The following is a 25,758-nucleotide window of genomic DNA, read 5'->3' on the forward strand; positions in this document are numbered from 1 at the left end:
CAATGAGTAAAATATGCGTGATTGGCAGCTCTTCGATGGATTTAGTCGTGACAGCGCCCAAGCGGCCGGCTGCCGGAGAAACGGTGCTTGGCGAATCTTTTAAAACGGTTCCGGGCGGAAAGGGCGCCAACCAGGCAGTCGCTGCGGCCCGGCTTGGTGCAGAGGTCCATATGATCGGCTGCGTCGGCGATGATCATTACGGAAAAGCCATCCTCGACAATTTTCAAGCGAACGGTGTTTTGACAGACTATGTGGAACCGGTTACAGGTCAGGAAAGCGGCACCGCACATATCGTTCTCGCAGACGGCGACAACAGTATTATCGTCGTCAAAGGGGCAAATGACCATGTCACACCTGAATACGTTCAAAAAGCGCTGCCTGCGATTAAACAGGCAGACATCGTTCTGATTCAGCAGGAGATTCCGGAAGAAACCGTCGATTATGTCAGCGGACTGTGCAGCTCACTCGGCATTCCTCTCCTGCTGAATCCGGCACCAGCCCGTCCGCTTTGCCCGGAAACGGTCGAACATGCGGCCTACATCACACCAAACGAGCATGAAGCTTCGGTACTGTTTCAGGGCATGTCCCGGGAGGAAGCGTTAAAGCGCTATCCGGAGAAGCTGTTCATCACAGAAGGAAAAAACGGGGTCCGCTATCACAATGGTCTGGAAGAAAGGGTCGTTCCTTCATTCCCTGTCAATGCGATTGATACGACGGGAGCCGGAGACACCTTCAATGCGGGGTTGGCCGTTGCGCTTTCCGAAGGACAAAGCATCGAATCTGCCTTGCGCTTTGCGAACCGGGCGGCTTCCCTCTCGGTTTTGAAATTCGGCGCGCAAGGCGGCATGCCGAAACGCGATGAAGTGGAGCGTGAATTGTCATGAAAAAACACGGGATTTTAAACAGCCATATCGCAAAATTACTGGCCGATCTCGGGCATACCGACACCGTCGTCATCGCGGATGCCGGCCTGCCCGTTCCTCCCGGCGTCCCCAAAATCGATCTTGCACTGACATTGGGTACGCCCGGATTTCAAGAGGTCACAAAGCTCATCGCCGATGAAATGGCCGTCGAAAAAGTGACGGCAGCCGAAGAAATAGAAAGCGTCAATCCTGATCAAGCCGCGTTTTTAAAAGCGGAATTTTCAAACCAAAAAATTGACTATATTCCCCACGAAGCATTCAAAAAAGCGACGAGCCATGCAAAAGCGGTCATTCGCACAGGGGAAGCAACACCTTATGCAAATTGCATCTTGCACGCGGGAGTGATCTTTTAGATGTTTACATTCTACATCTGGAAAGAAGGGATAGCCCATGCATATTAAAATGAAGGACATTTATAAAGCTTTTGGCCAAAACCAGGTGCTGTCCGGCGTTACTTTCGAACTTCAGGAAGGTGAAGTCCACGCTTTAATGGGAGAAAACGGCGCCGGAAAGTCGACACTCATGAATCTGTTGACTGGACTTCACAGGCTGGACAGCGGAACGATCGAGATCGACGGAAAAGAAATGTATTTTTCAGATCCAAAAAAAGCCGAACAGAACGGCATCGCCTTTATCCATCAGGAGCTGAACATTTGGCCTGAAATGACCGTTTTGGAAAATTTGTTTATCGGCAGAGAGCTTTCTTCCAAACTTGGATTTTTAAATAACAAGAAAATGAAAGCGCTAGCAAAAGAGCAGCTTGAAAGACTTGGGGTCTCGATTTCTCTTGAAAAAGAAGCCGGAGACTGTTCTGTCGGACAGCAGCAAATGATCGAAATCGCAAAAGCCCTTATGACAGACGCGAAAGTGATCATCATGGATGAACCGACGGCAGCGTTGACAGAAAGAGAAATTGAAAAACTGTTCGGCGTCATTAGAGCATTAAAGAAAAACGGCGTCTCCATCGTCTATATATCCCACCGCATGGAAGAAATCTTCACGATTTGCGACCGGATCACGGTGATGCGCGACGGAAAAACAGTCGACACGAAACGGATTCCCGACACCGACTTTCATGAAGTGGTGAAAAAGATGGTCGGACGGGAGCTGACCGAACGCTATCCTGAAAGACAGCCAAATCCGGGACGCGTCGTTCTCGAAGTCAAGCAGGCATCCAAAAAAGGCGTCTTCCAAAATATCAGCTTTACCGTCCGCTCCGGTGAAATCGTCGGGATTTCAGGACTGATGGGTGCCGGGCGCACCGAGCTGATGAGGGCGGTTTTCGGGCTCGATCCGCTTGATTCGGGAGACATTTTCATCGAAGGCAAAAAAGCGACGCTCAAAAAACCGAGCGACGCCGTTCAAAAAGGAATCGGTTTTATTACTGAGAACCGCAAGGATGAAGGACTTGTGCTCGAAACGTCCATCAGGGAAAATATCGCCCTTCCGAATCTCGCCAGCTTTTCACCGAAAGGATGGATCGACAAAAAAAGCGAGCAGGAATTTGTCGACCTTCTGATCAAGCGGCTGACGATCAAAACGGAATCGCCGGAAACCCACGCGCGAAACCTTTCAGGAGGGAACCAGCAAAAAGTGGTCATCGCCAAATGGATCGGAATCGGTCCTAAAGTGCTGATTTTGGATGAGCCGACGCGAGGCGTCGATGTCGGCGCGAAAAGGGAGATTTATCAGCTGATGAACGAGCTGACAGACCGCGGCGTCGCGATCGTCATGGTCTCTTCAGAGCTGCCCGAGATTCTCGGGATGAGCGACCGCGTCCTTGTGATCCATGAAGGAACGCTAAGCGGTGAGCTATCAAGAAATGATGCCACGCAAGAACGAATTATGACACTCGCTACAGGAGGGCGGTAACATGAAAACTCAACCGGCTGTGAAAAAAAGCCTTAATGTCGATTCTGTAATGCAAAAGCTCGGTCCGTTTCTCGGCCTGATTATTCTCGTCGTCATCGTATCAGTATTAAACCCGAGCTTTTTAGAACCGTTAAATATTTTAAACTTGTTAAGACAAGTCGCTATTAATGCGCTGATCGCGTTCGGCATGACCTTTGTCATTTTGACCGGCGGCATCGACCTTTCCGTCGGAGCGATTTTGGCGCTGTCGAGCGCATTGATCGCCGGCATGATCGCCGGCGGCATCGATCCTGTTTTTGCCGTCATCATCGGCTGCCTAATCGGAGCCCTGCTCGGCTTGGTCAACGGGCTGTTAATCACGAAGGGCAAAATGGCCCCGTTCATCGCAACACTTGCGACAATGACGATTTTCCGCGGATTGACGATGGTTTACACAGACGGCAATCCGATTACAGGGCTCGGCAATCACTACGGCTTCCAGCTTTTCGGACGCGGCTACTTTTTAGGCATCCCCGTCCCTGCCATAACTATGGCGGCCGCCTTTATCATCCTCTGGGTGATCCTTCACAAAACACCTTTCGGCCGCCGCACGTATGCAATCGGCGGAAATGAAAAAGCGGCCCTGATCTCGGGCATTAAAGTTCCGCGCGTCAAAATGATGATTTATTCTCTTGCCGGCCTATTATCCGCGTTGGCTGGAGCCATCTTGACGTCACGGCTAAACTCAGCCCAGCCGACGGCAGGCACTTCCTATGAACTCGACGCCATTGCCGCGGTTGTATTAGGCGGTACAAGCCTTGCCGGAGGAAGAGGACGAATTGCCGGCACACTCATCGGCGTTCTGATCATCGGAACGTTGAACAACGGCTTGAACCTGCTTGGCGTCTCTTCCTTTTTCCAAATGGTCGTCAAAGGTGTCGTCATTTTGATCGCAGTCCTGCTGGACCGCAAGAAATCCGCTTAAGGAGGGCTATACTGATGAAAAAAACATTAACGGTTTTCACCGCATTGGCGCTTCTGTTTCTGTCCGCCTGCTCGCTGGAGCCGCCGGAATGGGCAAAGCCAAATAAAGAAAAAGGAACGGATATCAAAATCGGTTTATCTGTCTCGACTTTGAAAAACCCGTTTTTCGTTTCATTAAAAAACGGAGTTGTCAAAGAAGCCAAAAAACAAGGGATTGAAGTGATTGTCGTCGATGCACAGGATGATTCAGCAAAGCAGACGAATGATGTCGAAGATCTTCTGCAGCAAGGCGTTGACGCTTTATTGATCAATCCGGCCGACTCCTCCGCCATCTCAACGGCAGTCCAATCGGCCAATTCGCTTGGCATCCCGGTCGTCACCCTTGACCGCTCCGCCGAAAACGGAAAAGTAGAAACGCTCGTCGCTTCAGATAACGTAAAAGGCGGGCAAATGGCAGCAGACTTTATCGTACAGCAACTCGGCAAAGGCGCAAAAGTGGCTGAACTTGAAGGCGTCCCCGGCGCATCGGCAACAAGGGAACGGGGCTCAGGGTTTCATAAGACCGCTGACGACAAGCTGAATGTGATCGCCAAGCAAACAGCCGACTTTGACCGGACAAAAGGGTTGAACGTCATGGAGAACCTTCTTCAAGGAAATCCTGATATTCAAGCGGTTTTCGCCCATAATGACGAAATGGCGCTCGGCGCGATTGAAGCGATCAGAAGCTCAGGGAAAGAGATTCTTGTCGTCGGCTTCGACGGCAATGAAGATGCGGTTAAGGCCGGAGACATGTCGGCCACGATTGCCCAGCAGCCTGAATTGATCGGCAAGCTCGCCGTACAAGCGGCCCGCGATATTTTGAACGGTAAAAAAGTTGAAAAAACGATACCCGCACCGCTCAAACTGGAAACGAAAAAGTAACGACAAAATCAGACCTCTTCATACATGGAGGTCTGTTTTTTTTTGGCCATCTCCATAAACGCTTTTGCCGCCCGGCTCAAATAGCATGTTTCCGAATAAGCAAACACAAGCGTCCGGGACGGATCGGATTGTAAAGGAACATAGACGATTCTGTCAGACTCTTTTCGCATGACCATCCGGGGCACGACCGTGACCCCCATTCCGTGTTCAACGAGAGATTGGGCGGTTTCAATGCTGCTTGTTTTGAAGGTCACTTTCGGTTGAAACCCTTCCTCCGCACATAAATCGAGTACCATTCTACGGAAGCCGTAGCCTTCTTTTAATAAAATAAACGGCACATCCTCGACAGTTTTCAAAGCAAGAGGGGAATTTTCGGGATTCGACCGGACCGAATCGATGAGCTTCCGCAATTGGCCGGTCATCCAGCTCTCCCTTTCATTTGGAATCGCCAAAAAAAGCGGCTCGGTCAGTATCGGCCGGATCGCGAGCCTGTCATTTTCAATCGGCAAAGGGAGAATCGACAGATCCACCGCTCCGTTTTCCGTCATGTTTTCCAATGCCGCCGGCGAATCTTCTATCAGCTGAACCTGTACGTTCAGATGCTTTTTCAGAAAGGCTTTCAGGAGCGGCGGAAGAAGATATCCTCCCGTGACAGCGGGAACGCCGATCGATAATTCCGTCCCCATTTCCTCGAGCTGATCGCGCATTTCACACAGCAGTTCATCTCTTGACCGCAAAATATCCTGTGCTTTTCGGATGAAGCGCATCCCTTGAGGAGTCGGCGAGACCCCCTCTCTGTTTCTGTAAAACAGCGGAAAGCCAAGCTCGCTTTCCAGCTTTTTTATTTGCTGGCTCAGTGAAGGCTGAGCGATATGCAGGCTGGCAGCCGCCTTTGTAAAACTGCCTTTTTTGAAAATCTCTGCCGCGTATTCAAAAAGCCTCATATCCAATACCCGCACCCCCATAGTTTCCGCCTATCATTTTCATACATTTTATATCTTAGACTGATGGCTGTCGACTCCCCTAATATAAATACATAGCCGATAGGAGGATGATACAAATGAAAACTAGCGCGCAACGGCAATTTTCAAAAAACCCGGAGCAATATCGCGATGAGCCGCTGTTCTCATCGGGAAAAGATCTTGATGCCATGGTCAGCTGCCGAAATCTGACCGGTGGTGAAACCCTGCTTGATATCGGAACCGGAGCGGGACATACGGCCATTGCCTTTTCGCCTTTTGTCAAACATTGCACAGGAATCGATATTACAGAAAAAATGGTTCAAACCGCCGCTCAATTTGCCGAACAGAAAAATGCTGAAAATGTGGTTTTTCTTCAAGGCGATGCAGCACAATTGGATTTTGCAAGCGAGTCTTTTGATATTGTCACATGCCGGTATGCAGCCCACCATTTTCCGGAGATCAGCCGGTCCATCCAGGAAATAGCGCGCGTCTTGAAAAAAGGCGGCTCCTTTCTCCTCATCGATCATTGTGCGCCGGAGGACGAAGCTTTAGACCGATTTATAAATCGGCTCAATCAATTGAGAGACCCGTCACACGTAAGGGAATATTCAGAGAACGAATGGCAGAAGCTGTTTGAAGAGAACGGACTCGATTTTGCCGTCCTGGAGAGATGGAATCTTCCGATCGATTACGAGAGCTGGCTTCGAAGAGGCGCCGTGCCTGAACAAAGAAAGGCAGCCATCCATGCCCATTTGTCAGAACCGTCCCAGTCTTGCCGTGACATGTTTAACATCGTCCACGATGAAAACGGGCATCCGGTGTCTTTTTGTCTGAAAGCGGTTTTGATTGCCGGAATGAAAGCATAAGCTAAACGGCCCGCCGGATTCCGGACTTTTTCGCAACCGAATTTTTAAAGAAGAAAAAGCCCCCTTTTTAAAGAGGGGGCTTTTTCATTTACTCGGGATTGCCTTCGGCCGCTTCAATTCCGGCTGCAAGATCATGTTTATTGAGATCCGCTTTAAAGAAATCTTGCGTATTCGGCAATCTGAGATTCATATTAAGTTTTTGAGAAATTTGTACCGTGCATTCTTCGATTTCATAATCGAAAACGTGTCCGCCGACATTGCGGTCTTCATCAATAAAGTGAAGATGGAAGCCGGAAACTGCGATTCCGTTGGCATATTGCGGCGTCCAAAAGCCGACGATCGTCCCTTTAATATCATTAAAATCAAAGATCGGCTGCGATTTTACCGCATCGACCATCGGCACGTACGGTTTTTCCTGCAGTTCAACCGTTCTCGTTTTGACTTTCTTAAAGATTCCGTCCATGCGGATCGCGTAAAACAGGTTTTCACTCGGCATGATCCGTTTCATTTCTTCCTCAAACGCCTTAAGCGGCATCCGCTGCTTGATTTCGTGATAAATATCTGGTCGGAAGAAAGCGAGCGAGCAAAACGGAGAACAATCGCTTCCTTGAACAGGATAGGCTTTGCCATCGGAACGAAGACGGTAAAACTCACCGTCAAAACCGATCAGCTCACCGTCGAGCCGATTGAACGTTCCGATTCCGAAGTCTCCGTGATCCTTTGCTTCAGACATGTAAAAATCCCCGTCATAAATTCCGTCCAATAACGATATCATCGTTGAGACCTGAAAGACCTGGTCAAGGTTCTTGTCAACGGGCTGAACCACTTTTTGTTTGCTTGCACTTTTCATTTTCCTCGTTTCACTCCCTTGATTTTGTTTGTTATGACTGGACTTGCTGTGATCAAGATTGCTTAGAGGCTTGTTTACTAAAATGTTCCTCAAAGTTTTTTGGAAAACGCTGATCAGCCAAATGAACGTTGTCGCTGTAATCAACCGGAATATCAATGACAACCGGACCCTCTGCATCAAGACCAGCTTTAAGCACCTCTGCCAATTCGTCAGGCGAATTGACCCTTAAACCTTTTGCTCCAAAGCTTTCAGCATATTTTACAATATCGATTCCGCCGAAGTCGACTCCGGACGTCCGCTTGTATTTCATCTCCTGCTGGAACGCAACCATATCGTATGTGCTGTCATTCCAGACAATGTGAACGATCGGCGCTTTCAATCTGACCGCTGTCTCAAGCTCCATCGCGGAGAACAGGAAGCCTCCGTCCCCGGAAACAGACACGACTTTCTGTCCCGGATTGACCAGTGTTGCTGCGATCGCCCACGGCAAAGCAACGCCCAGCGTCTGCATGCCGTTTGAAGTCAGCAGTCCATACGGACGGTATGTGCGGAAATATCTCGACATCCAAATCGCATGGGAGCCGATGTCGCAAGTCACTGTGATGTTATCACTCAGCAATTCACGCAAATCGCGAACGATTTGCAACGGATGAACAAGATCCGTTTTTGTTTCTTTAGGGGGCTCGCTTTGCTCCTCCAGCGCTTTCTTCAAATAATCAAGCACAGGTGCAAATGATTCATCGATGGAAACCGGCAAAGAATCATGTTCAATATGGTTTAATGTCTCTGCGATATCGCCGATCAGCTCAATTTCAGGCTGATAGTCATGATCGATATCGGCTTGTATTTCATCAAGATGAATCACACTGCGCTCGCCTTTTCCGTTCCAAAAGACGGGGTCGTATTCAATCGGATCATAGCCGACCGTCAAAACGAGATCCGCTTTTTCCAACAAAATATCTCCGGGCTGATTGCGGAATAATCCGATCCGGCCGAAGTACTGGTCTTCCAAATCGTGAGATAGCGTACCCGCTGCTTGGTATGTTTCAACGAACGGCAGTTTCACTTTTCTCAGCAGACGGCGGACCGCTTCAATCGCTTCAGGTCTTCCGCCTTTCATCCCTACAAGCACGACGGGAAGGTTCGCATTGTGTATTTTGGCGATAGCCGCGCTGATTAGTTCATCCGGAGCCGCGCCGAGCTTCGGCGCCGGCATGGTTTTCACCGCCTTGGCAGTTGCCGGACCGGCCGTAACGTCCTGCGGAAAGCTGAGAAACGCTGCCCCGGCCTGTCCGGAAGCTGCCGCTCTGAATGCATTGGTTACCGCCTCAGGGATGTTGTTCGCATCTTCCACTTCTGCGCTATATTTTGTAATCGGCTGAAACAACGCCGCATTATCCATCGATTGATGAGTTCTTTTGAGACGATCCGCTCTTTTTACAGCACCCGCCAGGGCAACAACCGGATCTCCTTCTGTATTGGCTGTTACAAGACCGGTCGCTAAATTAGACGCTCCCGGACCCGAAGTCACCAGGCAAACACCGGGCTTTCCAGTCAATCGTCCGACTGCCGCCGCCATAAATGCTGCATTCTGCTCGTGACGACAAACAATCAGTTCAGGCCCCTTGTCTTTCAATACGTCATACACCGCATCGATTTTCGCTCCCGGAATACCGAAAACATGAGTGACACCTTGCTGAATGAGACTATCCACCACAAGCTCTGCTCCTCTTACAGTAAGAGTTTCATTTTTAGCGGCTACATTTTTCAAAGCCCTCACTCCTCCATTTTCATTCGTTTACAATGAATTTTTAATAAAATTATTGTATTATTAAATATACATCTTGTGGAAATTGTTTTCCAATACTTCTTTGTCTTACAATTAATATGTAAAACGACTGAAATCGCATTCAGAAAGGAATGAGTGAATAATGGAGCTGCGCCATCTTCGTTATTTTATGGTTGTTGCCGAAGAACTGCATTTCGGAAAAGCAGCTCTTCGGCTGAACATGACTCAGCCTCCGCTCAGCCAGCAGATTAAACAGCTAGAAAGTGAAATAGGCGTCACCTTGCTGAAGAGGTCAAAAAGAGCCGTCAGGCTGACGGCGGCAGGCGGGGTCTTTTTAAAACAAATCAAGGAAGGACTTTCCCAGATTGATCAAGCCGTCGACATGGCTCAGCGGACGGCCCGCGGGGAGCTGGGCAGACTCGTGATCGGCTTTGTCGGCTCCGCCACATACGAGATCATGCCTCCCATCATCAGGGAATACCGAAACCGGTACCCGTCCGTCCAGATTGATCTTCGGGAGCTTTCAACCCCCAATCAGGTCAATGCACTGCTAAACGGACACATTGACATCGGAGTGCTGCATCCCCCGTTGGGAAACGACGAGCTAAAGTCATACACAGTGAAGAAAAGCCACTGTGTCCTTGCACTTCCGAAACACCACCCGCTGTCAGAAAAACCCCGGGTACATTTGAAAGATCTTGAAGACGAATCGCTGATCGTCATTGCCAAAGAAGCGTGGCCCTCTTTATACACGGAATTTAATTTCTTGTGTGAAAAAGCCGGGTTTATCCCCAACATCGCCCAGGAAGCTACAGAATACCAAATGGTGATCGGCCTCGTGACAGCCGGAATGGGAATCGCCGTTGTGCCTACAGCGGCTAAACGATTATTTAACCTCGATGTTGTATACAAAGAAATCGAAGACTTTCCCCTTCGCGCAGAATGGATTACCGCACATCGAAAAGACAACCGCAATCCGGCGCTTAAGCATTTCATCGAAATCTCGGATCAATACTCATAGCCGGATAGAGAAAAACCCGCGGACAAATCCTCCTTGTTCACGGGTTTTTTTCTCATATTGACGTTTGCGCGTTTTGAAAACGGAGTTAACTGCCGATTGCCGCTCCATCGCTTCTCGGATCGCTTCCTCCTCTCAGGAAACCTCGATCATCAATCTCGATGATGCCGGCATGACCCATCACACCGTCAAAGTCGCCGACAACGGTTACATGATGCCCATGCTTACGCAGTTTTTCAATCACTTCGGGCGCCACTCTGCTTTCTATTCTTACACCTTCCACCCGTTCTCCCCATGTTCTGCCCCACAGCCATCTCGGTTCATGAACGGCTGTTTGCGGATCCATCCCGTAATCTATCATTCTCGTGATAAGAGCCGTCTGCGTCTGCGGCTGTCCTTCTCCCCCCTGCGTTCCGTAAAGAAATTTCGGCTTGCCGCCTTTGAACGCCATGGCGGGCATCAGCGTATGAAAAGTTCTTTTTCCCGGCTCCAGTGTATTGACATGGTCAGGATCAAGCGAGAAAAACGACCCTCTGTTCTGCAAAATGACGCCGGTATCTCCAGCTGTCACACCTGAGCCGAATTCGAAATACAAACTTTGGATAAACGAAACAGCATTCCCGTCTTCATCTACTGCTGCAGCATAAGCCGTATCACTGCCGAGCGGCCGGCTCTCCGCCTGAAGAGCCGACAGTCCAATTTTTGCGGCCAGCTCCCGCGCATACCCTTTGTCAAGCAGGCGCTCCAGCGGTATTTGGGAAAATGCCGGGTCAGTCAATACTTTATTGCTGTCGGAAATACTTAATTTCAATGCTTCGATGAGCAGGTGATAATATTCGAAAGAACCGTGCTCGATCATGCCAAAGTCGTAGTTTTCCAAAATATTCAATGCCATAAGACCGGTAAATCCTTGTGAATTCGGAGGCATTTGATAGATCGCATATCCTCTGTATGTAGAGGAAAGCGGAGACACCCATTCCCCTTGATGCCGCTCGAAATCTTCCAGGGTCAAGATGCCTCCGTTGTTTTGCAGATAGGCTGCTGAAGCTTGGGCAATTTCCCCTTTATAAAAGGCGTCTCTTCCTTTCTCAGCGATCATCTCCAAAGTGCGCGCGAGCTCTTTTTGCACAAAGCGCTCACCTGGAGTGGGCGGGTTTCCTCCCGGAAGATAAATATCTGCAGTGATCGGCATACCGGAAAGCCACTCAGCGTTTTTCACCGTGTTTTGACATTGATCCGGCGAGACCGGGAAACCCTTTTCTGCATACATGATCGCCGGCTTCAGCACCTCCCGAAGCGATAAACGGCCGTATGCCGCCAGTATTTCGGCCCAGCTGTCCGCCATCCCCGGCACGGTAATCGCACTGCTCATGCCCCTGACCGGAATGGCACGCTCTCCTTTATACTGATTCCGGTCCGCTTTCCGCCCCGACCGCCCGCTGCCATTGTATCCTTTGATCTCACCGCTTCCTTTGTGATACATCAGCCAAAAAGCATCCCCTCCGAGTCCTGTCATATGCGGATAGACAACAGCAAGGCACGCGCTTACTGCCACAGCCGCGTCAAACGCGTTTCCTCCCTTCTCCATGATGCTGTTCCCTGCAAGCGAAGCGAGATAATGAGGACTGACAACCATTTGTTTCGAACCGATCTTCAGTTTCTCCATAGCTCTCTTCCTTTCTTTCAAGCATCCATTTGTCTTTGAAGTATAGTGGCCCGTTTAAGGAGGCGCTACTTTCAGGGAAGAAAAACTAACAACCCTTTTTCAATAAGTATTAAAAAAACGTTAAAATGATTCATATCGAAATCCGTATTATGATACAATTTACAAAATGTTCATTTATAACGCGATTGACAAGCAATTTCGTATGATCATGACCAAACAGAAAGGAAGGGACATTTGTGAGCCTCGACTACCATATGCCAAATTTAATTCTTGATGAAACGGATAAAAAAATCCTTTCGATCTTGCATGAGGAAGGAAGAATCTCTTATACGGATTTAGGAAAGCGCGTGGGACTTTCAAGAGTTGCCGTACAAACGCGGATCAACAACTTGATTGAAGAAGGCATCATTGAAAAATTCACAGCCGTCATCAATCCAGTCAAAGTTGGAATTCATGTATCGGTGTTTTTCAATGTTGAAGTCGAACCCCAATATTTAGAGGCTGTTGCCGTTGCTTTAGAAAGAGAGCCCGCCGTGACAAGCCTCTATCATATGACAGGGCCGAGCAAACTGCATATGCACGGCATTTTCGCAAATGATCAGGAGATGGAGGAATTTTTGACGAAGCGCCTGTACCCTCTGAAAGGCGTCGTGAGTGTCGACTGCCAGATGCTGATTAAACGATATAAGAGCCGAATGGGAATGAAGCTTTAACTGAATAGGAGGAAACGCGAAATGAAGCACCCTTACCGGGAACTGATCATCGCAATGACAAGAACGGGGATATTGGGATTTGGCGGCGGACCGTCCGTTATCCCGCTGATCCGTCATGAAGCCGTTTCAAAGTTCAAATGGATCGATGATGATGAATTCGGGGAAATTTTGGCGATTGCCAATGCGCTGCCCGGACCGATCGCTACAAAAATGTCGGCATATTTAGGTCATAAAGTCAAAGGCGTTCCGGGCGCTGTCGTGGCTACAGCGGCCCATATCTTGCCGACGTGCGTTGCGATGGCCGCCTTGTTCGCAGCCGTTAATGTGCTCAGCCACTCCAAAATCGTAAGCGGCATGATCGGCGCTGTTACCCCTGTCATCGCCGTCATGCTCGGCATCATGGCTTACGAATTTGGGCAAAAAGCATTGAAAGGCTTCGGGTTGCTTGCCGGCGTGCTTTTCTTTATTCTTGCATTTTTGGGTCTTCAGGTGTTTTCCATCCATCCCGGCATCATTGTCATCCTGTTTTTAACGTATGGCGCGTTCCACTTTAAATTAAAAAGAAAAGCGGCCCGGGAAAAGGATAAGGGAGTGTCCGCTTCATGATCATCTTTTATTTATTTTGGGCTTTCTTTATTGCAAATTTATTGGGCTACGGGGGCGGTCCGGCTTCAATTCCGCTTAATTTTGAAGAAGTTGTTCAGCATTTTCACTGGCTGTCAAAAGAAGAATTTTCAAACATGCTTGCGCTCGCAAACGCACTGCCGGGTCCAATCGCGACAAAAATCGCCGCTTATGTCGGCTACAGCGTGCTCGGATGGCCCGGTGTCTTCATTGCTCTTATCGCAACTGTGCTGCCTTCGGCCATCGCGCTCGTTTTGCTGCTCAAGCTGATCGGCCGCTACCGCCAGTCGCCAATCGTCAAAGGAATGACCTTGTCGGTTCAGCCGGTTATCGCCATGATGATGCTTCTTTTAACGTGGGAAATCGGCGGTGACGCAATCCAGTCGATCGGCTTGGTTCAATCACTTGTCATCGCGCTGATCTCTTTGGCGGCCTTGACGAAGTTCCGCGTCCATCCGGCTTTCCTGATCGTGGCCGCCTTCGCTTACGGCGGGCTTGTCATTCCGCTGTTGTAGAGAGGGATGTCCGGTCGCTTTCAACGGATGATATAAAAAATCAGCGCCGCATAACCGGCGCTGATATTCTGGCTGACGGGCTTTTGTGAACAACCTTTCACAGCAGGCCCATCAGCTTTTTCTTTTTGACGGGACGGGGTGTTTCTTTATGAATCTCCCGGTTTTCCAGGAGAAGGCCCGCGTTTTTTGTAAACACGTATAAGAAATCGCGGCCGTAATCGCTTTCCACTGCATCAAAAAAGAAAGATCGGCTCGTGAGGTTGTGGGCATCTGATGCGATAAAGTGGACGAGGTTCGCTTCAAGAAAGCGGCGGGCGAGCCGTTTCACGCTTCTGCCAAAGCGGCCTGTAAGACTTGAACATGTCAGCTGGGCGCACGCGCCGTTTTTGACGAGGCGGTACAGCAGATCAGGATTCTCCATCAATTCAAGGTTCCGCTCGGGGTGTGCGATAATCGGAATGTAACCATTTAACTGTAGATCGAACAACAGCTTTTCGGCATATCGCGGAACATGGTGGTAAGGAAGTTCAATCAGCAAATACTTTGTGCCGGCGAGGCTGAGCAGTCTGCCGCGCTCAAGATCACGCTTCAATTCGCCGTACAGGCGGATTTCCTGTCCGGGAGCAATAAGCACCGGGATGTTTTCCTTTTGCACCCGCGTCTTTAAACTCGAAACAGCTGCCAGAATGGCCTCTTTTTGGTGTTCGTATACACCGTTTCGGTGGTGAGGTGTGGCGATAATCGTATGAATCCCTTGACGGGCGGCTTGTTTAGCCATTTCTATACTGTCATACATACATGCTGCCCCATCATCAATGTCCGCTAGAATATGGCAATGAATATCGATCATAGGCGGCCTCCCCGTGTTTTCCCGTTTTAGATCGTATGGTCTTTACCGATAAAGCTTTCCAGCTTCCGGGCTTGTCCTTTTTTCGGTTTTACATACAGAATATTTCCCAACACATGAACGTTCAGCTCTTTTTCGATGTCTTCTTCATTTCGAACGGTATTTTTCAAAAGCTCGAGTAAAAATGCAAGCCCTGCGCCAAACAGCAGGCCGAATCCCGTAGAAACAGCGATGTTGAACTTCTTGTTCGGGCTGACGGGAGCAGGCGAATGTTCGGGGTTTGCTTTCGCAACAAGGCTGACTTCGGTATTTTCACCCATAATGCCGTCAATGTCCCTTTGGAATACGGTGACGACTGTGTTCGCGATGTCCGCCGCCTTGGAATAATCCTTGTCAGTCGCGGAGATACTGACAATCTGTGATTCATTTTCGCTGATAACTATGATTTTTTGCTTCAAGTCTTCAGCCGTTTCCGGAAGGTTTAGTTCGTCTTTAACCTTATTTAAGATGAGCGGGCTTTTCATAATCACGTTATAAGTGTTGATTAGCTCAAGGTTGGTCTGAATATCGGTGAAGTTCGACGTTTGACGGCCGTTGATGAGGATTTGGGCGGATGCCTGGTAGACGGGTGTGAGCCAATAAAAGTTGACGGCAGCGCTGGACAGAGCGGCCGCAATGGTGATCAGTGCGATCAGAACGAATCTTTTTTTCAAAATGATGAACACATCTTTAAAGCCGATATGATCTCTCATAAAAGCCTCCCTCTAGGATTCGCGTATTTATTTAAATTTTCAGCAAATTAAACACCTCCCTTTGATTATACATGGTTCTTTCGTTTCCGAAAGAAATGAATCCTGACAAATAACGGGAGATACCGGGGAAATCGCGTCTTTATATGGTATTAAATATCGACTTTTGCAGGACCTGCGCGCTTTTTGCTGAACGAAAAAGTGTGCAAACCGAAGTTTGCACACCTTTTACGTCGTATATCCATTTTTGATATGAAGAATGAGATCTTCAAGAAGTTCTTTCGTCGTTATGTCTTTTGATTTTTCACCAATGTCATACGCATGCATAAGAATTCTCAAAAATTCTTCCTGATTCAATTCCTTGTCATCCATATCCTTTTCCTTTCAGATTCCATAAATTAAAACATTTCTGATTATATTTCAAATTATATGATGTAAAGAATCAATTTGCCATAGTCTATTACATTATTCGACAGCCATCCGTTTTTATGTCCTTTTCCTGAGAAAATCTTTTTTGGACGGATTGATTAAGCTATAATAGAGAGATTGGAAACTTTTTAAAAGCCATTCGGTTAGGAGCGATAGACATGCTTCAAGACATGATTTCAAAAACGGTTGTGATGGATGCAGCTGAACAGTTTAAGCATGTACTGCCGTGCACAGAAGCTAACATTCAGCTCATGAAAAAAGCCCTTATTTTATACAGACAGGATTCCGTCTATCGGGTCAAGCCGATGAGCGGGCATACGGTCAGTGCTTACGTTCAGGATGTGGTCCCGGTGAAGGTCTTCATCGACCTCGCCGACGTTAAAAAAAGCAGCTGTTCCTGCCCTGCTCAAAACATCTGCCGGCATGTGCTTGCCGTTTATTTATATCTGTATGCACAATATGATCGATTGGGAACGTTTACGGAGTTTTGGAAAGAAGCGCAAAAACGCCGCGAAAACAGGGATATTCTCGGACAGCTTCAGCGTGGAATGAAACCCCACAGCCACACGCTCGATCAATGGACATCGTTTTTCAAAACGGAGTTCAGACGATGGGAAGAGCATACGCCTAAAAACCAGCAAACGATGCAATACCTTTACTACGGGTATTTTTCAGCTTTAAAAAAGCGGACGCCTGCGGAGCCGGAGCTGAAAAAAATGTACCAAATCCACGCGGCTCTTGCGACATGGCTTGCCATGCATTCGCTCGTCGAGAAAGGGCGCATTGATCCTGAAAAAGATTTTTACTCGCTGAATCCTTATATCGAACAGCTGATGGACACGATCTACAGCTCAATCGATGAACTGAAAACATATGCGCTATCATTCTCCCTTGATCCGTTTTTAGAAAAAACCCCCGGCGCGATTCGGGAACTGCTGCTCAAGAAAGACATTTTTCAGTATGAAAGGCTGCGGATTTTCGGGGAAATCTGGAGTGCGCTTCTGTCCCGGCCAAACTGGCTGAAGCGGGAGCTCGATGTGCTGAACGATCTGGAGCCGTCGCCTGAAATACAATTCGGCAGGCTGCATCTTGAATTTCTGCTGAAAAACGACGATGTGATTCTTGATCAAGCCGGATCGTTTTCACCTGAGATTCTTCCTTATACATTTCAATGGCTCAGCGTCATGACCGCCAAAAAAGACTGGAAGCGCCTTAAAAAATGGTACGAACACCTTGAACAGCTTGCATCCGGCTTCTGCAGACTGGATAAACCGTACCGGGAAATACGCGATGTTTTAAGCGAATTCTTCCTGTTTCTGAGCGATTACAGCAAAAACGCAAAAGAAGAGCATGTATATGAACGGTACTGCAAAAAGTGCCTTCCTTATACGTTTACTGAATACAGCCATTTTTTATATAACAAAAACCGCTTTACGGAGTGGATGGAGATCCACAGCCTTGTCGGTTTTTCTATCTCTGAGATCGGACAGAACGCCTTGAAAGATATCGCAGCAGCAGCCCCTGAAGCTTTGATTCCTTCCTATCACAGAGAAATTTCCGGGCTGGTTGAACAAAAAAACCGCTCAAGCTACAAAGAAGCCGTCAAACAATTAAAAAAACTGCGCTCCCTCTATAAGAAATCGAAAAAACAGGATGTCTGGAACCGGTTTATGGAGCAGTTTTCAGCTCGCTATAAACGGCTGAGAGCCTTCCAGGAGGAACTTAAGAAAGGAAAGTTGATCGATGGCGAGTCTTAAGGAAATCGTGATACATGTCGAACAATCAGAAGACTATACATTCATTTTATCTTGTCATGACGAGGATCATCAGTTTCTTACGCGGAATGAAATGGAAAGGTATTTGTTTCAGTGGCACGAATCGTCTTTTTACGGAACGTTTCTCGAAGATGCCGGTTTAGAGACTCCAGCGGTTCTGCTGTCTCCGTGGATGGCGGTCGAATTTCTCGGCAAAAACTCATTTAATTCGTACAGCGACATCAATCTCACCGAGGAAACCGAACCTTTGATGAAAACGGCTTCCACCATTTATGAGTTTATCGCAGATGAAGATTTTCTTCCCGACTATGAAGCATGGAAGCAAGAGGTGCTGCGTTGGAAAGATAAAGAAGGGATTTTGGAAGGCTATACAGCTGAATGGTTTTCACACGCTGTCGAAGACTACATCAACTACAATGACGAGTTAAAAGCAAAATGGGAATCGATTGTCGCACATTCTCCCGCCGTCACCACATTTCAGGGCCACTTTCTTGATGAAGACGATTTTCTTGAAACGATCGGCTGGCATGAAAACCCTATGCCGTTTACTGTCGGACTCCGCTTAAATGAACCTGACTTTGACGGAGACGATTGGAAAATCGAACTGTTTTTGCGCGACAAAAAAAGCGGAGCCATTCAGTTCTTTGAAGGCTTGAACAGGCTGAAAAAATCGTGGCAGGCATACGCTGATAAAATCGCCCGGGAACAAGACAGATTCCGCCAAATCGTGCCGTGGCTAACGATCGACTCGGGAACGACGCTTTTAACGGAAGAGGAAGCATGGATCTTCCTATCCGAAGCAAGTGAAACTCTTGTCAGCATGGGGATTGAAATTTTGCTGCCGTCATGGTGGCAAATCGTCAGAGACAGCAACATGCTGCTGAAAGCGAAAGTGTCATCGGCTCCCCGCGGCGAGTCCTTTGTCGGAATGAATGCATTGATGGACTTCAACTGGCGTTTTGCTACGAACGGAATCGAACTCACAGAAGAAGAATTCGAGCAGCTTGTCGCCAATAAAAGACGGCTTGTCAACATACGCGGGCAGTGGATTAAAATCGATCCGAATTTTATCAAACAAATGAAAAAGCTGATGGAGCGAGCAGAAACAGAGGGGCTTCATATGTCTGACATCCTGGCGCGCGAGCTGACGGAGCGGAGCGAAACCCGCGAGGATGATGATCTGTTCGATGCTTCCGCATTCAGCGAGGTGCGGTTTGAACTGTCCTATCAGCTGAAAAACATGATCAGAAAGCTGAGCCAGCGCGATGATCTCCCGTCATACCCGGTCAGCAAATTTTTTGACGGAACGCTCAGGGCTTATCAGGAAGACGGTTTGAACTGGCTGATCTTTCTCAGAAACTGCGGCTTCGGCGCCTGCCTGGCAGACGATATGGGTCTTGGAAAAACCATCCAGATGATCGCCTATTTCGCCTATTTAAAAGAACAGGGACAACAAACGCCATCTCTCATCATTGCGCCGACTTCCGTCCTCGGGAACTGGCAGCGCGAACTTGAGACCTTCGCGCCCGACCTGACGGCGGCGCTCCATTACGGGCCAAAACGCCCTAAAGGTGAAGCGTTTCAGGAATGTTACAAAGATGCAGATATCGTCTTGACGTCATACGGCCTCGCCCAATCCGACTTTGACGATCTCAGCAGCGTCGCCTGGAACTGCATCTGCCTTGACGAAGCCCAGAATATTAAAAATGCGCACACGAAACAATCCCGCTCAATCAGAAAGCTGAAAGGCATGCATCATATCGCGCTCAGCGGGACTCCGATGGAAAATCGCTTGACGGAGCTGTGGTCGATCTACGATTTCATGAACAAAGGCTATCTCGGAAGCCTTGGCAGCTTCCATAAGCGATTTGTCCTGCCGATTGAAAAAGACCGCGACGAAAAACGGATCGAACAGCTCCAGCAGCTGATCAAACCATTTTTATTAAGGCGGACAAAGCAGGACAAGGAAGTCGCGCTCAACCTGCCTGAAAAACAGGAAGAAAAAGAGTTCATCCCGCTCTCGGCAGAACAGGCCTCACTATATGAACAGCTTGTCAAAGATACGTTTGAACATATGTCAAGCCTCGCCGGAATGCAGCGCAAAGCTCTCATCTTAAGCATGCTCGGCAAGCTCAAACAAATCTGCGGCCATCCTGCCCTTTACTTAAAAGAGACCGGGAGCGAGCTCCTTAACGGAAGGTCAGTCAAGCTCGAAAAACTGTTGGAACTGACGAAGACGATTCGCGAAAGCGATGAAAGCTGCCTGATTTTCACCCAATATCTCGGGATGGGAGATATGATGAAACGCCTGCTCGAGAAATCATTCGGCGAACCGGTCAAGTTTCTGAACGGCAGTTTATCCAAGCTAGAACGGGACAAAATGGTGGAGCAGTTTCAGAACAAGGAATTTCCGATTCTGATCTTATCATTAAAAGCCGGCGGCACAGGCCTCAATTTGACGGCCGCCAATCACGTCATCCACTATGACAGATGGTGGAATCCCGCGGTTGAAAATCAGGCGACAGACCGCGCCTACAGAATCGGACAGAAACGGTTCGTCCACGTTCATAAACTGATCACCACTGGCACAATTGAAGAAAAAATCGACCACATGCTCGAATCGAAGCAATCGCTGAACGATCAAATCATCCAAAGCGAAAATTGGATCACCGAGCTTTCCGAACATGAACTAGAAGAGTTATTTACCCTGAACGCTTCGGCTATTACGAGTTAAACAAAACAGCTGTCTGAAATAGACAGCTGTTTTTTGTGTTAATGACAGTCCCAATTATATAATACGTTTGAAAAGTCCTTATTCTTTAAATCATCAGGCCTTATAAAAAAATTGGCAATCCCGACATCTCCCCACATCGCGTCAATGTTCTCATCAGAATCAATTTGCAATAGCAGAACGGTATGATCCGGATAATCGCCTTCCCGCGGATCATCTTGCGTAAAGGCTGCGTAGCCCCCGATCTTATGGGAGAAGCCGCCGTACATTTCACTGTATTCTTCGAACACCGTTTCCTCTTGATCGCCGAATTGCTCAAAGAACGTCCAAGCACCCTTTCCCGCGTATCGCTCAAATTGAAAGTCGGACGCAGAGACAAGTTCAGACCCTGTGTCAGGTGTGAGTGAGGATTCGCATTCAATCGGAAAGGCCAGCTCATCCTCAAGCTTCACAAACGAAAAATCGTCGACAAGCTCGTCTTCATTTTCGATGACATTCTCAAAATACTTGATGCAAAAACTCGACTGTTCACACGGATCATCAAAATTCAATCCGTAAACATCATCACTGACAGAGATAAAAAAAAGCAGAATACCGGATTCCGGGAAATTCTCAAGGCGGGGCATGTCTGAAAAATTAATTTGCGCAAGCAGTTTCATCGGCTTTCCCTGTGAATCGACAGGATACTGTTCAGACTTTGGAAAATAAGGATCTCCGGCCAGTTTGCTTTCATATCGGCCTGTTTTTCCTTTTCTCGTGTCCAGCTTCAAAAAATCCCGCGCTGATTGTTCAAATTGCCCGCGGTATCGGGCCATTTTTTCGGGCAATTGAAACGGCTTTTTCATACTTATCATTCTCCTTTTGACCGAGTGACACTTTAAAATGCGGAGGTCACCTATTTGAGCTTATTTCTCTTCATATAATCAAGAACGGATTGATATGCTTTATTCGCATCACTAAACATGGCATAGTTTTTCGCTGTTGAAAACCATTCAAGCGTTGAAGGCACTCTCCCTTGAAGGCTGCTTTCAAGATCTGTCTGATGGACAGGCGACAGCTTTCCTTGCTGAAGCGACCGTTCGATCGCCTGATCTAAAGCATCGCTGACCAATTGTTCTAAATCAGCACCCGAAAAATGGCAAGTCTTTTTGGCAATTTTCAGTACATCAATCTGATCATGCGGCTTACCGGACAGCTTTAAATTTAAAATGTCGACACGTTCTTCTTCAGATGGAGGCGGCATAAATACCATCTTATTAAATCTGCCGGGACGGCGTAAGGCAGGATCTAAATACCACGGTGTATTCGTTGCACCGATCACATACACACCGTCATTAAACGTCCCTAAACCATCTAATTCTATCAGCAACTGATTGACCAGCACCCTGTCATGATGCTGGCTCATTCCCTGCCGATTCCCCCCGATCGAATCAAGCTCATCAATAAAAAGAACGCAAGGACTGTTATCACGCGCTTTTTCAAAAATATCATGCAGATTATGTTCGCTCTGCCCAACATACATGGACAATATCGCTTGAAGCTCCAAGTGTATAAAGTTTGCTTTGATCTCGCCGGCAATCGCTTTCGCGATAAATGTTTTTCCACATCCCGGCGGGCCAAACAGAAGAAGACTTCCCCCCGTCGCTTTTCCAAACGCTTTAAAATATTCAGGATTTTGCAAAGGCAAAATAAAGTCCATGTTGATTTTCTTTTTAATATCTTCTAATCCGCCGACATCAGCAAAAGTTTCACAGTATTGTTCTAATTCGGTTAAAGCATGTTGATGTTGATCAAACTGAATGACTTTCACCTTTGCGCGTTTTTCCGTATCATCCCTCTTCATATTTATCCTTCCTATCTATGATTTGTACCGGTTAAGATCCTTTTCACCACTTTATAGTTCGCCTTGGAACCCGCATGTTTTTCTAGCTGGGCCTGATCTTTCTTTTTGATTCCGCTTCTTTCAATATGTATTCCTTGCCGCTGCAGGAGCTTATCAAGTTCATCAGCTTTATTGTAAAACTCGTCGGACAAGGCGGCATCGATTTTTTTTCCGTCATTTAACGTCAGATCATACTTCAGGTAAAGTGCCCCTTTTAACCCTTTTTGATAATAGGCATGGACAGAAGTGACATCTTCCATATCGTAATGTTTGGTGCTGGAAATTAGCCCTTCTCTCATGACAATGCTGTTTTTCCCGATATTTTGATATTGAAAAAAAGCATTGCATAGCAGCGTCAGCCCTACCACTAGAAGAATCAAGGATAAAGGCAGCTGCAAGCGTCCCTGATAGCCTTTGGAAGTTATCACTTTTCTAACGGTGTAAGGTATACAAATGAAGGTCAGCAACAGGCTGTAAAATATGCTTACATCAGAGCAAAAAAGCAAGTTGTCGGAAGCCGCCAGCATTTTCATTTGAAGATTCCCAAATCGGTCATACAAAGACATCGTGCCGACAAAACTGAGCAGTCCGAAAAAAACAAAAAATAGAGTTCCCGGTTTATCTTTATGTATTTCCATTATTTCCACTCTTTCATTCATTTAAAATATCAATCTGTATAAGAATGATATGATTCCTATCACAATGATCAGCAATACAAAAAGGATCCAAATCGGTGTGCACCTCAAAAATGTGAGGACCGAACTACCTCGCATCTGTTCGGGCAATTTTCGCTGCATGAGGGCTCCCGCCAGCCCGTTCATCATATAAGGTGTACTGTAGACGAGAAACACGTATGGAATCATAAGCCACTTGAAGACCAATGTCACAATGACTAGAAGCGGCCAAAACAACACCGGTTTTTTAACACGCAGCTTCTCATGGAAGCGCCTGACTTTCAACGGGTATTTCATAAACCAAAAATTACACATGTTGTATAACGCTAAATTGGGTACAATCCCTGGATTGTTCGGATTGATTTGTAGAGCTGTTTTATTTAAAGTCAAGGCTTGTGCATAATCTCCTCTTCTATACGCCGCAGAAGCAGCCATTCCCGTGATCATGGCATCATCGGCATTTTGGGCAAGCGCTCTGTCTGAACACGCCCTTGATAATCCATCCTCAAAAAACACCGCCAAAATTTCACTGTATACGACAAGAGAAAATGGATCGTCAGGTTCTAATTCCATTGCCTTTTCTATATAAAAACGCGATTTTTCATACTCATTTTTATCATGGAAAAGAAATTGAGCGTGCATTGCATAAGTGTAGTGATAATCAGGGTACTCTGAAATCATTAATTCATTTATTTCCTCATGCTCTTCGTACATTCCCAATTCATAGTATGCAAGAGTTAAGACAGCCAAAATTTCAAAGTTCATCGGATCTAAATTTAAAGCCTCTTTTGCAAACTGTACGGCTTTTTCATATTCTTTCGCATTAAAATATATATTTGAAAGCAATTGATAGCCTTCGTGTGAGTCGGGGTAGTTGGATAAAAACTGCTCTGCTTCCTTCAAGGCTTCCTTTGTTTTCCCCCACTTTGAAAGCCGCTCTGCTTTCTCATACATTATGCTCATTTGATTATCCAAATCGATCACCTGTTATTTACTCTTTTTCAATGAGTTCTAGTATCTTTTTCTAAATTCGAGGATTTAAACTAATGATAAAGTCACCTTCCATTCTTGGAATTTGAAATAATAGTTAAATAGTAACAAACATCACCATATCAAACAATGAATAAAAAGTAACGAAAATAATACTTCATAGTTCACGAGTCAGCGTTAAAATAAATAAAGGCCGCCGACATTGTCGGCGGCCCGCGGATCAATAACATCCGCTGCTTAACCGCACTCCTTCAATCGTTACGCTGCCATGTACCGGCATCACGCCGATTTGAAAGGATGTACGAATTAAACCGGTTTGACTTGTTGTTCAATCAGCTGATTCAGGATGTGAGCGACGCCATTTTCATCATTAGTGAGCGTCACCTCATCAGCCATCTCTTTAATGTCTTCGCGCGCATTGCCCATGGCAAAGCTTTTCCCCGCGATCTTCAGCATCGAAAAATCATTGAGACTGTCTCCGACGGCAGCTGTTTCCTGAAGGGAAATGCCGAGCTTGCGTGAAAGCTTTTCCAACGCCAGCCCTTTTGACGCCTGAAGATGCTCAATTTCAAAGTTATGCTCGGCTGAAGTGACAAGCGTAATATCTTGCGCATCTTTAAATCGCTGCCATCCCGTTTCCAGTTTTTCTTTATGAAAAGAAAAAGCTAATATGTTATATACATTGACATCTTTTCCCGCTAAAAACAGGTCGGTATAGGAGCTGATGTACGCGTATCCGTTTTGACTGAGCTGCTGTTCAGCAGCGAGTTCCAGCCTTGAAAGATCGGCCCCGGGATTTGCGCTTTTCAAGCGGTCCAGCTCAATGTCAAGCAGCTCGCGGCCGTTTTGCGGCGTGAAGATCGCTTCATCGCTGAATACCTCATAATAGTAATTCTTTTCTTCAAGCCATTGAAGAATTCCTTCCGCCCGTTTCCTGTCAAGCGGCACCGAGTGGTAAAGGCGTCCTTCAGGATCATGAATCACCGCTCCGTTGGCACTAATAATCCATGTTTTAATACCTGTCGGCTCAAAAATCGTTTGAACATCGAAGGATGCTCTCCCTGTGGCAACTACTACTTCAATCCCGTGTTCCCGCGCTTTTTTAATCGCATCGATGTTTTCTTGTGAGATCTTGCTTTCACTGTTTAACAACGTCCCGTCTAAATCGACCGCAATCATTTTCATCTGCTGTTTTCCCCCTTAAATATCGTGATGTTCAGCCACGAGCAGCTCCACATCATGTTCATCAAGCAGTTTCTGAAACGGTTTTGGCGGCAGCCGGTCTGTAATGAGAAGGTCGATGTCACTGAGTTCAGCATACCGGTAAAAATCCGTTCTCCCGATTTTCGAATGGTCGGCAAGCGCTATGACTTGTTTCGCTTGGGAAATAATTTTCCGCTTCACCATTCCATCCTCCTCATGGGCAATTGTAAGCCCGTGTTCGGAAACCCCCACCACGCCGATCAGCGCTTTATCAACATGATAGCATGACAGCTTTTCAATGACGGAGGCGCCGTACAAAAAGCGGTGCTCTTTTTGAAGCTTCCCTCCAAGCAGGTGGATATCAGCACCTTTTCTTGAGGAAAGAACCTCCGCAAGGTTAATCGAATTGGTGATGATCGTGCAATTGACATCCGGCAAATGCTCGGCGCACGATTGGACTGTCGTGGAAGCATCCAAAATCATACGGTCGCCTTCTCTGATTAAAGAAGCGGCTGCTTTTCCAATCATGCTTTTCTCTTCGGAAACCATGCCCAGCCTGCCCGAATAGTCTTTGACCTCATCATGAACGGTAGGCAGAATCGCCCCTCCCCTTGTTCTGATAATAGCGCCTTGCTCCTGCAGTTTGACCAGATCCCGCCTTGCCGTATCTCTTGAAACTCCGAATAAAGAACAAATTTGTTCAACGGAAATCCGTTTACGCTCTTTTAAATAGTCGATGATGGAAATTAACCTTTCCTCTTGATACACTCGATCATTCCTTCTTTACACAAGTAAA

25 protein-coding genes are annotated in these 25,758 nt (G+C 47.2%); 12 read left to right on the forward strand and 13 right to left on the reverse strand.

What is annotated here, in order from left to right; translation table 11 throughout:
- The first annotated feature begins 2 nt into the window (after positions 1-2).
- Genes rbsK through rbsB form a run of 5 tightly spaced genes read left to right on the forward strand, consistent with a single transcriptional unit; the run spans position 3 to position 4,679 of the window.
- Positions 3-884, forward strand: a complete 882-nt coding sequence (gene rbsK, locus M1D59_RS19530) for a ribokinase (RefSeq protein ID WP_025810680.1) — start codon at positions 3-5, stop codon at positions 882-884.
- On the forward strand, positions 881-1,276 hold the full coding sequence (gene rbsD / locus M1D59_RS19535) for a D-ribose pyranase (RefSeq protein WP_023857154.1): 396 nt from the start codon (positions 881-883) through the stop codon (positions 1,274-1,276). The genes rbsK and rbsD overlap by 4 nt, the downstream gene beginning before the upstream one ends.
- 37 nt (positions 1,277-1,313) lie before the next feature.
- Positions 1,314-2,795: a sugar ABC transporter ATP-binding protein gene (locus M1D59_RS19540; protein ID WP_080131519.1), complete on the forward strand. Its 1,482-nt coding sequence runs from the start codon at positions 1,314-1,316 to the stop codon at positions 2,793-2,795.
- Position 2,796: 1 nt separating this feature from the next.
- The gene (gene rbsC, locus M1D59_RS19545) at positions 2,797-3,759 is read left to right on the forward strand and encodes a ribose ABC transporter permease RbsC (RefSeq protein ID WP_020453175.1); all 963 of its coding nucleotides are present in this window, start codon (positions 2,797-2,799) and stop codon (positions 3,757-3,759) included.
- 14 nt (positions 3,760-3,773) lie between these two features.
- A complete protein-coding gene (rbsB, locus tag M1D59_RS19550) occupies positions 3,774-4,679 on the forward strand; it encodes a ribose ABC transporter substrate-binding protein RbsB (protein ID WP_458117623.1) in 906 nt (301 codons plus the stop codon).
- A gap of 8 nt (positions 4,680-4,687) precedes the next feature.
- On the opposite strand, the gene M1D59_RS19555 is transcribed toward rbsB, so the two are convergent.
- Complete coding sequence (locus M1D59_RS19555; RefSeq protein WP_075212730.1) at positions 4,688-5,629, reverse strand: LysR family transcriptional regulator; 942 nt, start codon at positions 5,627-5,629, stop codon at positions 4,688-4,690.
- Between the two features lie 110 nt (positions 5,630-5,739).
- Between M1D59_RS19555 and M1D59_RS19560 the strand changes: the two genes are divergently transcribed.
- Positions 5,740-6,507: a class I SAM-dependent methyltransferase gene (locus M1D59_RS19560; RefSeq protein ID WP_033155066.1), complete on the forward strand. Its 768-nt coding sequence runs from the start codon at positions 5,740-5,742 to the stop codon at positions 6,505-6,507.
- Positions 6,508-6,595: 88 nt separating this feature from the next.
- Here M1D59_RS19560 and budA read toward each other — a convergent pair whose 3' ends face one another.
- Entirely contained in the window at positions 6,596-7,357 is a 762-nt protein-coding gene (gene budA, locus M1D59_RS19565) for an acetolactate decarboxylase (RefSeq protein ID WP_023857150.1), read from the reverse strand.
- 52 nt (positions 7,358-7,409) lie between these two features.
- Positions 7,410-9,128, reverse strand: a complete 1,719-nt coding sequence (alsS, locus tag M1D59_RS19570; protein WP_458117624.1) for an acetolactate synthase AlsS — start codon at positions 9,126-9,128, stop codon at positions 7,410-7,412.
- Between the two features lie 160 nt (positions 9,129-9,288).
- On the opposite strand from alsS, the gene alsR reads away from it, so the two are divergent.
- Positions 9,289-10,167 (forward strand): acetoin biosynthesis transcriptional regulator AlsR, encoded by an 879-nt coding sequence (gene alsR, locus M1D59_RS19575; RefSeq protein WP_023857148.1) that lies wholly within the window; start codon positions 9,289-9,291, stop codon positions 10,165-10,167.
- Between the two features lie 85 nt (positions 10,168-10,252).
- On the opposite strand, the gene ggt is transcribed toward alsR, so the two are convergent.
- The gene (ggt, locus tag M1D59_RS19580; RefSeq protein WP_075212731.1) at positions 10,253-11,830 is read right to left on the reverse strand and encodes a gamma-glutamyltransferase; all 1,578 of its coding nucleotides are present in this window, start codon (positions 11,828-11,830) and stop codon (positions 10,253-10,255) included.
- 254 nt (positions 11,831-12,084) lie between these two features.
- Between ggt and M1D59_RS19585 the strand changes: the two genes are divergently transcribed.
- Genes M1D59_RS19585 through M1D59_RS19595 form a run of 3 tightly spaced genes read left to right on the forward strand, consistent with a single transcriptional unit; the run spans position 12,085 to position 13,682 of the window.
- Positions 12,085-12,543, forward strand: a complete 459-nt coding sequence (locus M1D59_RS19585; protein ID WP_206761243.1) for an Lrp/AsnC family transcriptional regulator — start codon at positions 12,085-12,087, stop codon at positions 12,541-12,543.
- 21 nt (positions 12,544-12,564) lie between these two features.
- Complete coding sequence (locus tag M1D59_RS19590; protein ID WP_023857146.1) at positions 12,565-13,149, forward strand: chromate transporter; 585 nt, start codon at positions 12,565-12,567, stop codon at positions 13,147-13,149.
- Positions 13,146-13,682, forward strand: coding sequence for a chromate transporter (locus M1D59_RS19595; protein WP_458117625.1), 537 nt, complete (start codon positions 13,146-13,148; stop codon positions 13,680-13,682). The genes M1D59_RS19590 and M1D59_RS19595 overlap by 4 nt, the downstream gene beginning before the upstream one ends.
- Before the next feature lie 97 nt (positions 13,683-13,779).
- On the opposite strand, the gene M1D59_RS19600 is transcribed toward M1D59_RS19595, so the two are convergent.
- From M1D59_RS19600 to M1D59_RS19610, 3 genes are all read right to left on the reverse strand, one after another.
- Positions 13,780-14,532 (reverse strand): tyrosine-protein phosphatase, encoded by a 753-nt coding sequence (locus M1D59_RS19600; protein ID WP_020453186.1) that lies wholly within the window; start codon positions 14,530-14,532, stop codon positions 13,780-13,782.
- 26 nt (positions 14,533-14,558) lie between these two features.
- Entirely contained in the window at positions 14,559-15,281 is a 723-nt protein-coding gene (locus M1D59_RS19605; protein WP_458117626.1) for a YveK family protein, read from the reverse strand.
- A gap of 225 nt (positions 15,282-15,506) precedes the next feature.
- Positions 15,507-15,650: a hypothetical protein gene (locus M1D59_RS19610; protein WP_020453188.1), complete on the reverse strand. Its 144-nt coding sequence runs from the start codon at positions 15,648-15,650 to the stop codon at positions 15,507-15,509.
- Between the two features lie 215 nt (positions 15,651-15,865).
- On the opposite strand from M1D59_RS19610, the gene M1D59_RS19615 reads away from it, so the two are divergent.
- Both M1D59_RS19615 and M1D59_RS19620 read left to right on the forward strand, forming a co-directional pair.
- Positions 15,866-17,464 carry an SWIM zinc finger family protein gene (locus tag M1D59_RS19615; protein ID WP_441297385.1) on the forward strand — a complete coding sequence of 533 codons (1,599 nt, stop codon included), beginning with the start codon at positions 15,866-15,868 and terminating at the stop codon, positions 17,462-17,464.
- Positions 17,451-20,216, forward strand: coding sequence for a DEAD/DEAH box helicase (locus M1D59_RS19620; RefSeq protein ID WP_458117627.1), 2,766 nt, complete (start codon positions 17,451-17,453; stop codon positions 20,214-20,216). The genes M1D59_RS19615 and M1D59_RS19620 overlap by 14 nt, the downstream gene beginning before the upstream one ends.
- Before the next feature lie 38 nt (positions 20,217-20,254).
- Here the strand turns inward: M1D59_RS19620 and M1D59_RS19625 are convergent, their stop codons facing one another.
- The 6 genes from M1D59_RS19625 to M1D59_RS19650 all read right to left on the reverse strand — a co-directional run bounded on the left by M1D59_RS19625 (position 20,255) and on the right by M1D59_RS19650 (position 25,730).
- Positions 20,255-21,058 (reverse strand): YwqG family protein, encoded by an 804-nt coding sequence (locus M1D59_RS19625; protein ID WP_096748362.1) that lies wholly within the window; start codon positions 21,056-21,058, stop codon positions 20,255-20,257.
- 50 nt (positions 21,059-21,108) lie between these two features.
- On the reverse strand, positions 21,109-22,056 hold the full coding sequence (locus M1D59_RS19630) for an ATP-binding protein (RefSeq protein ID WP_458117628.1): 948 nt from the start codon (positions 22,054-22,056) through the stop codon (positions 21,109-21,111).
- A gap of 11 nt (positions 22,057-22,067) precedes the next feature.
- Positions 22,068-22,733, reverse strand: coding sequence for a hypothetical protein (locus tag M1D59_RS19635; RefSeq protein WP_023857140.1), 666 nt, complete (start codon positions 22,731-22,733; stop codon positions 22,068-22,070).
- A 21-nt stretch (positions 22,734-22,754) separates the two neighbouring features.
- Positions 22,755-23,744, reverse strand: a complete 990-nt coding sequence (locus tag M1D59_RS19640) for a tetratricopeptide repeat protein (RefSeq protein WP_458117629.1) — start codon at positions 23,742-23,744, stop codon at positions 22,755-22,757.
- 321 nt (positions 23,745-24,065) lie between these two features.
- Positions 24,066-24,944 carry a Cof-type HAD-IIB family hydrolase gene (locus M1D59_RS19645; RefSeq protein ID WP_026580210.1) on the reverse strand — a complete coding sequence of 293 codons (879 nt, stop codon included), beginning with the start codon at positions 24,942-24,944 and terminating at the stop codon, positions 24,066-24,068.
- A gap of 15 nt (positions 24,945-24,959) precedes the next feature.
- The gene (locus tag M1D59_RS19650) at positions 24,960-25,730 is read right to left on the reverse strand and encodes a DeoR/GlpR family DNA-binding transcription regulator (protein WP_023857137.1); all 771 of its coding nucleotides are present in this window, start codon (positions 25,728-25,730) and stop codon (positions 24,960-24,962) included.
- Between the last annotated feature and the right edge of the window lie 28 nt (positions 25,731-25,758).

It is taken from the genome of Bacillus sp. PK6-026 (assembly GCF_054161455.1).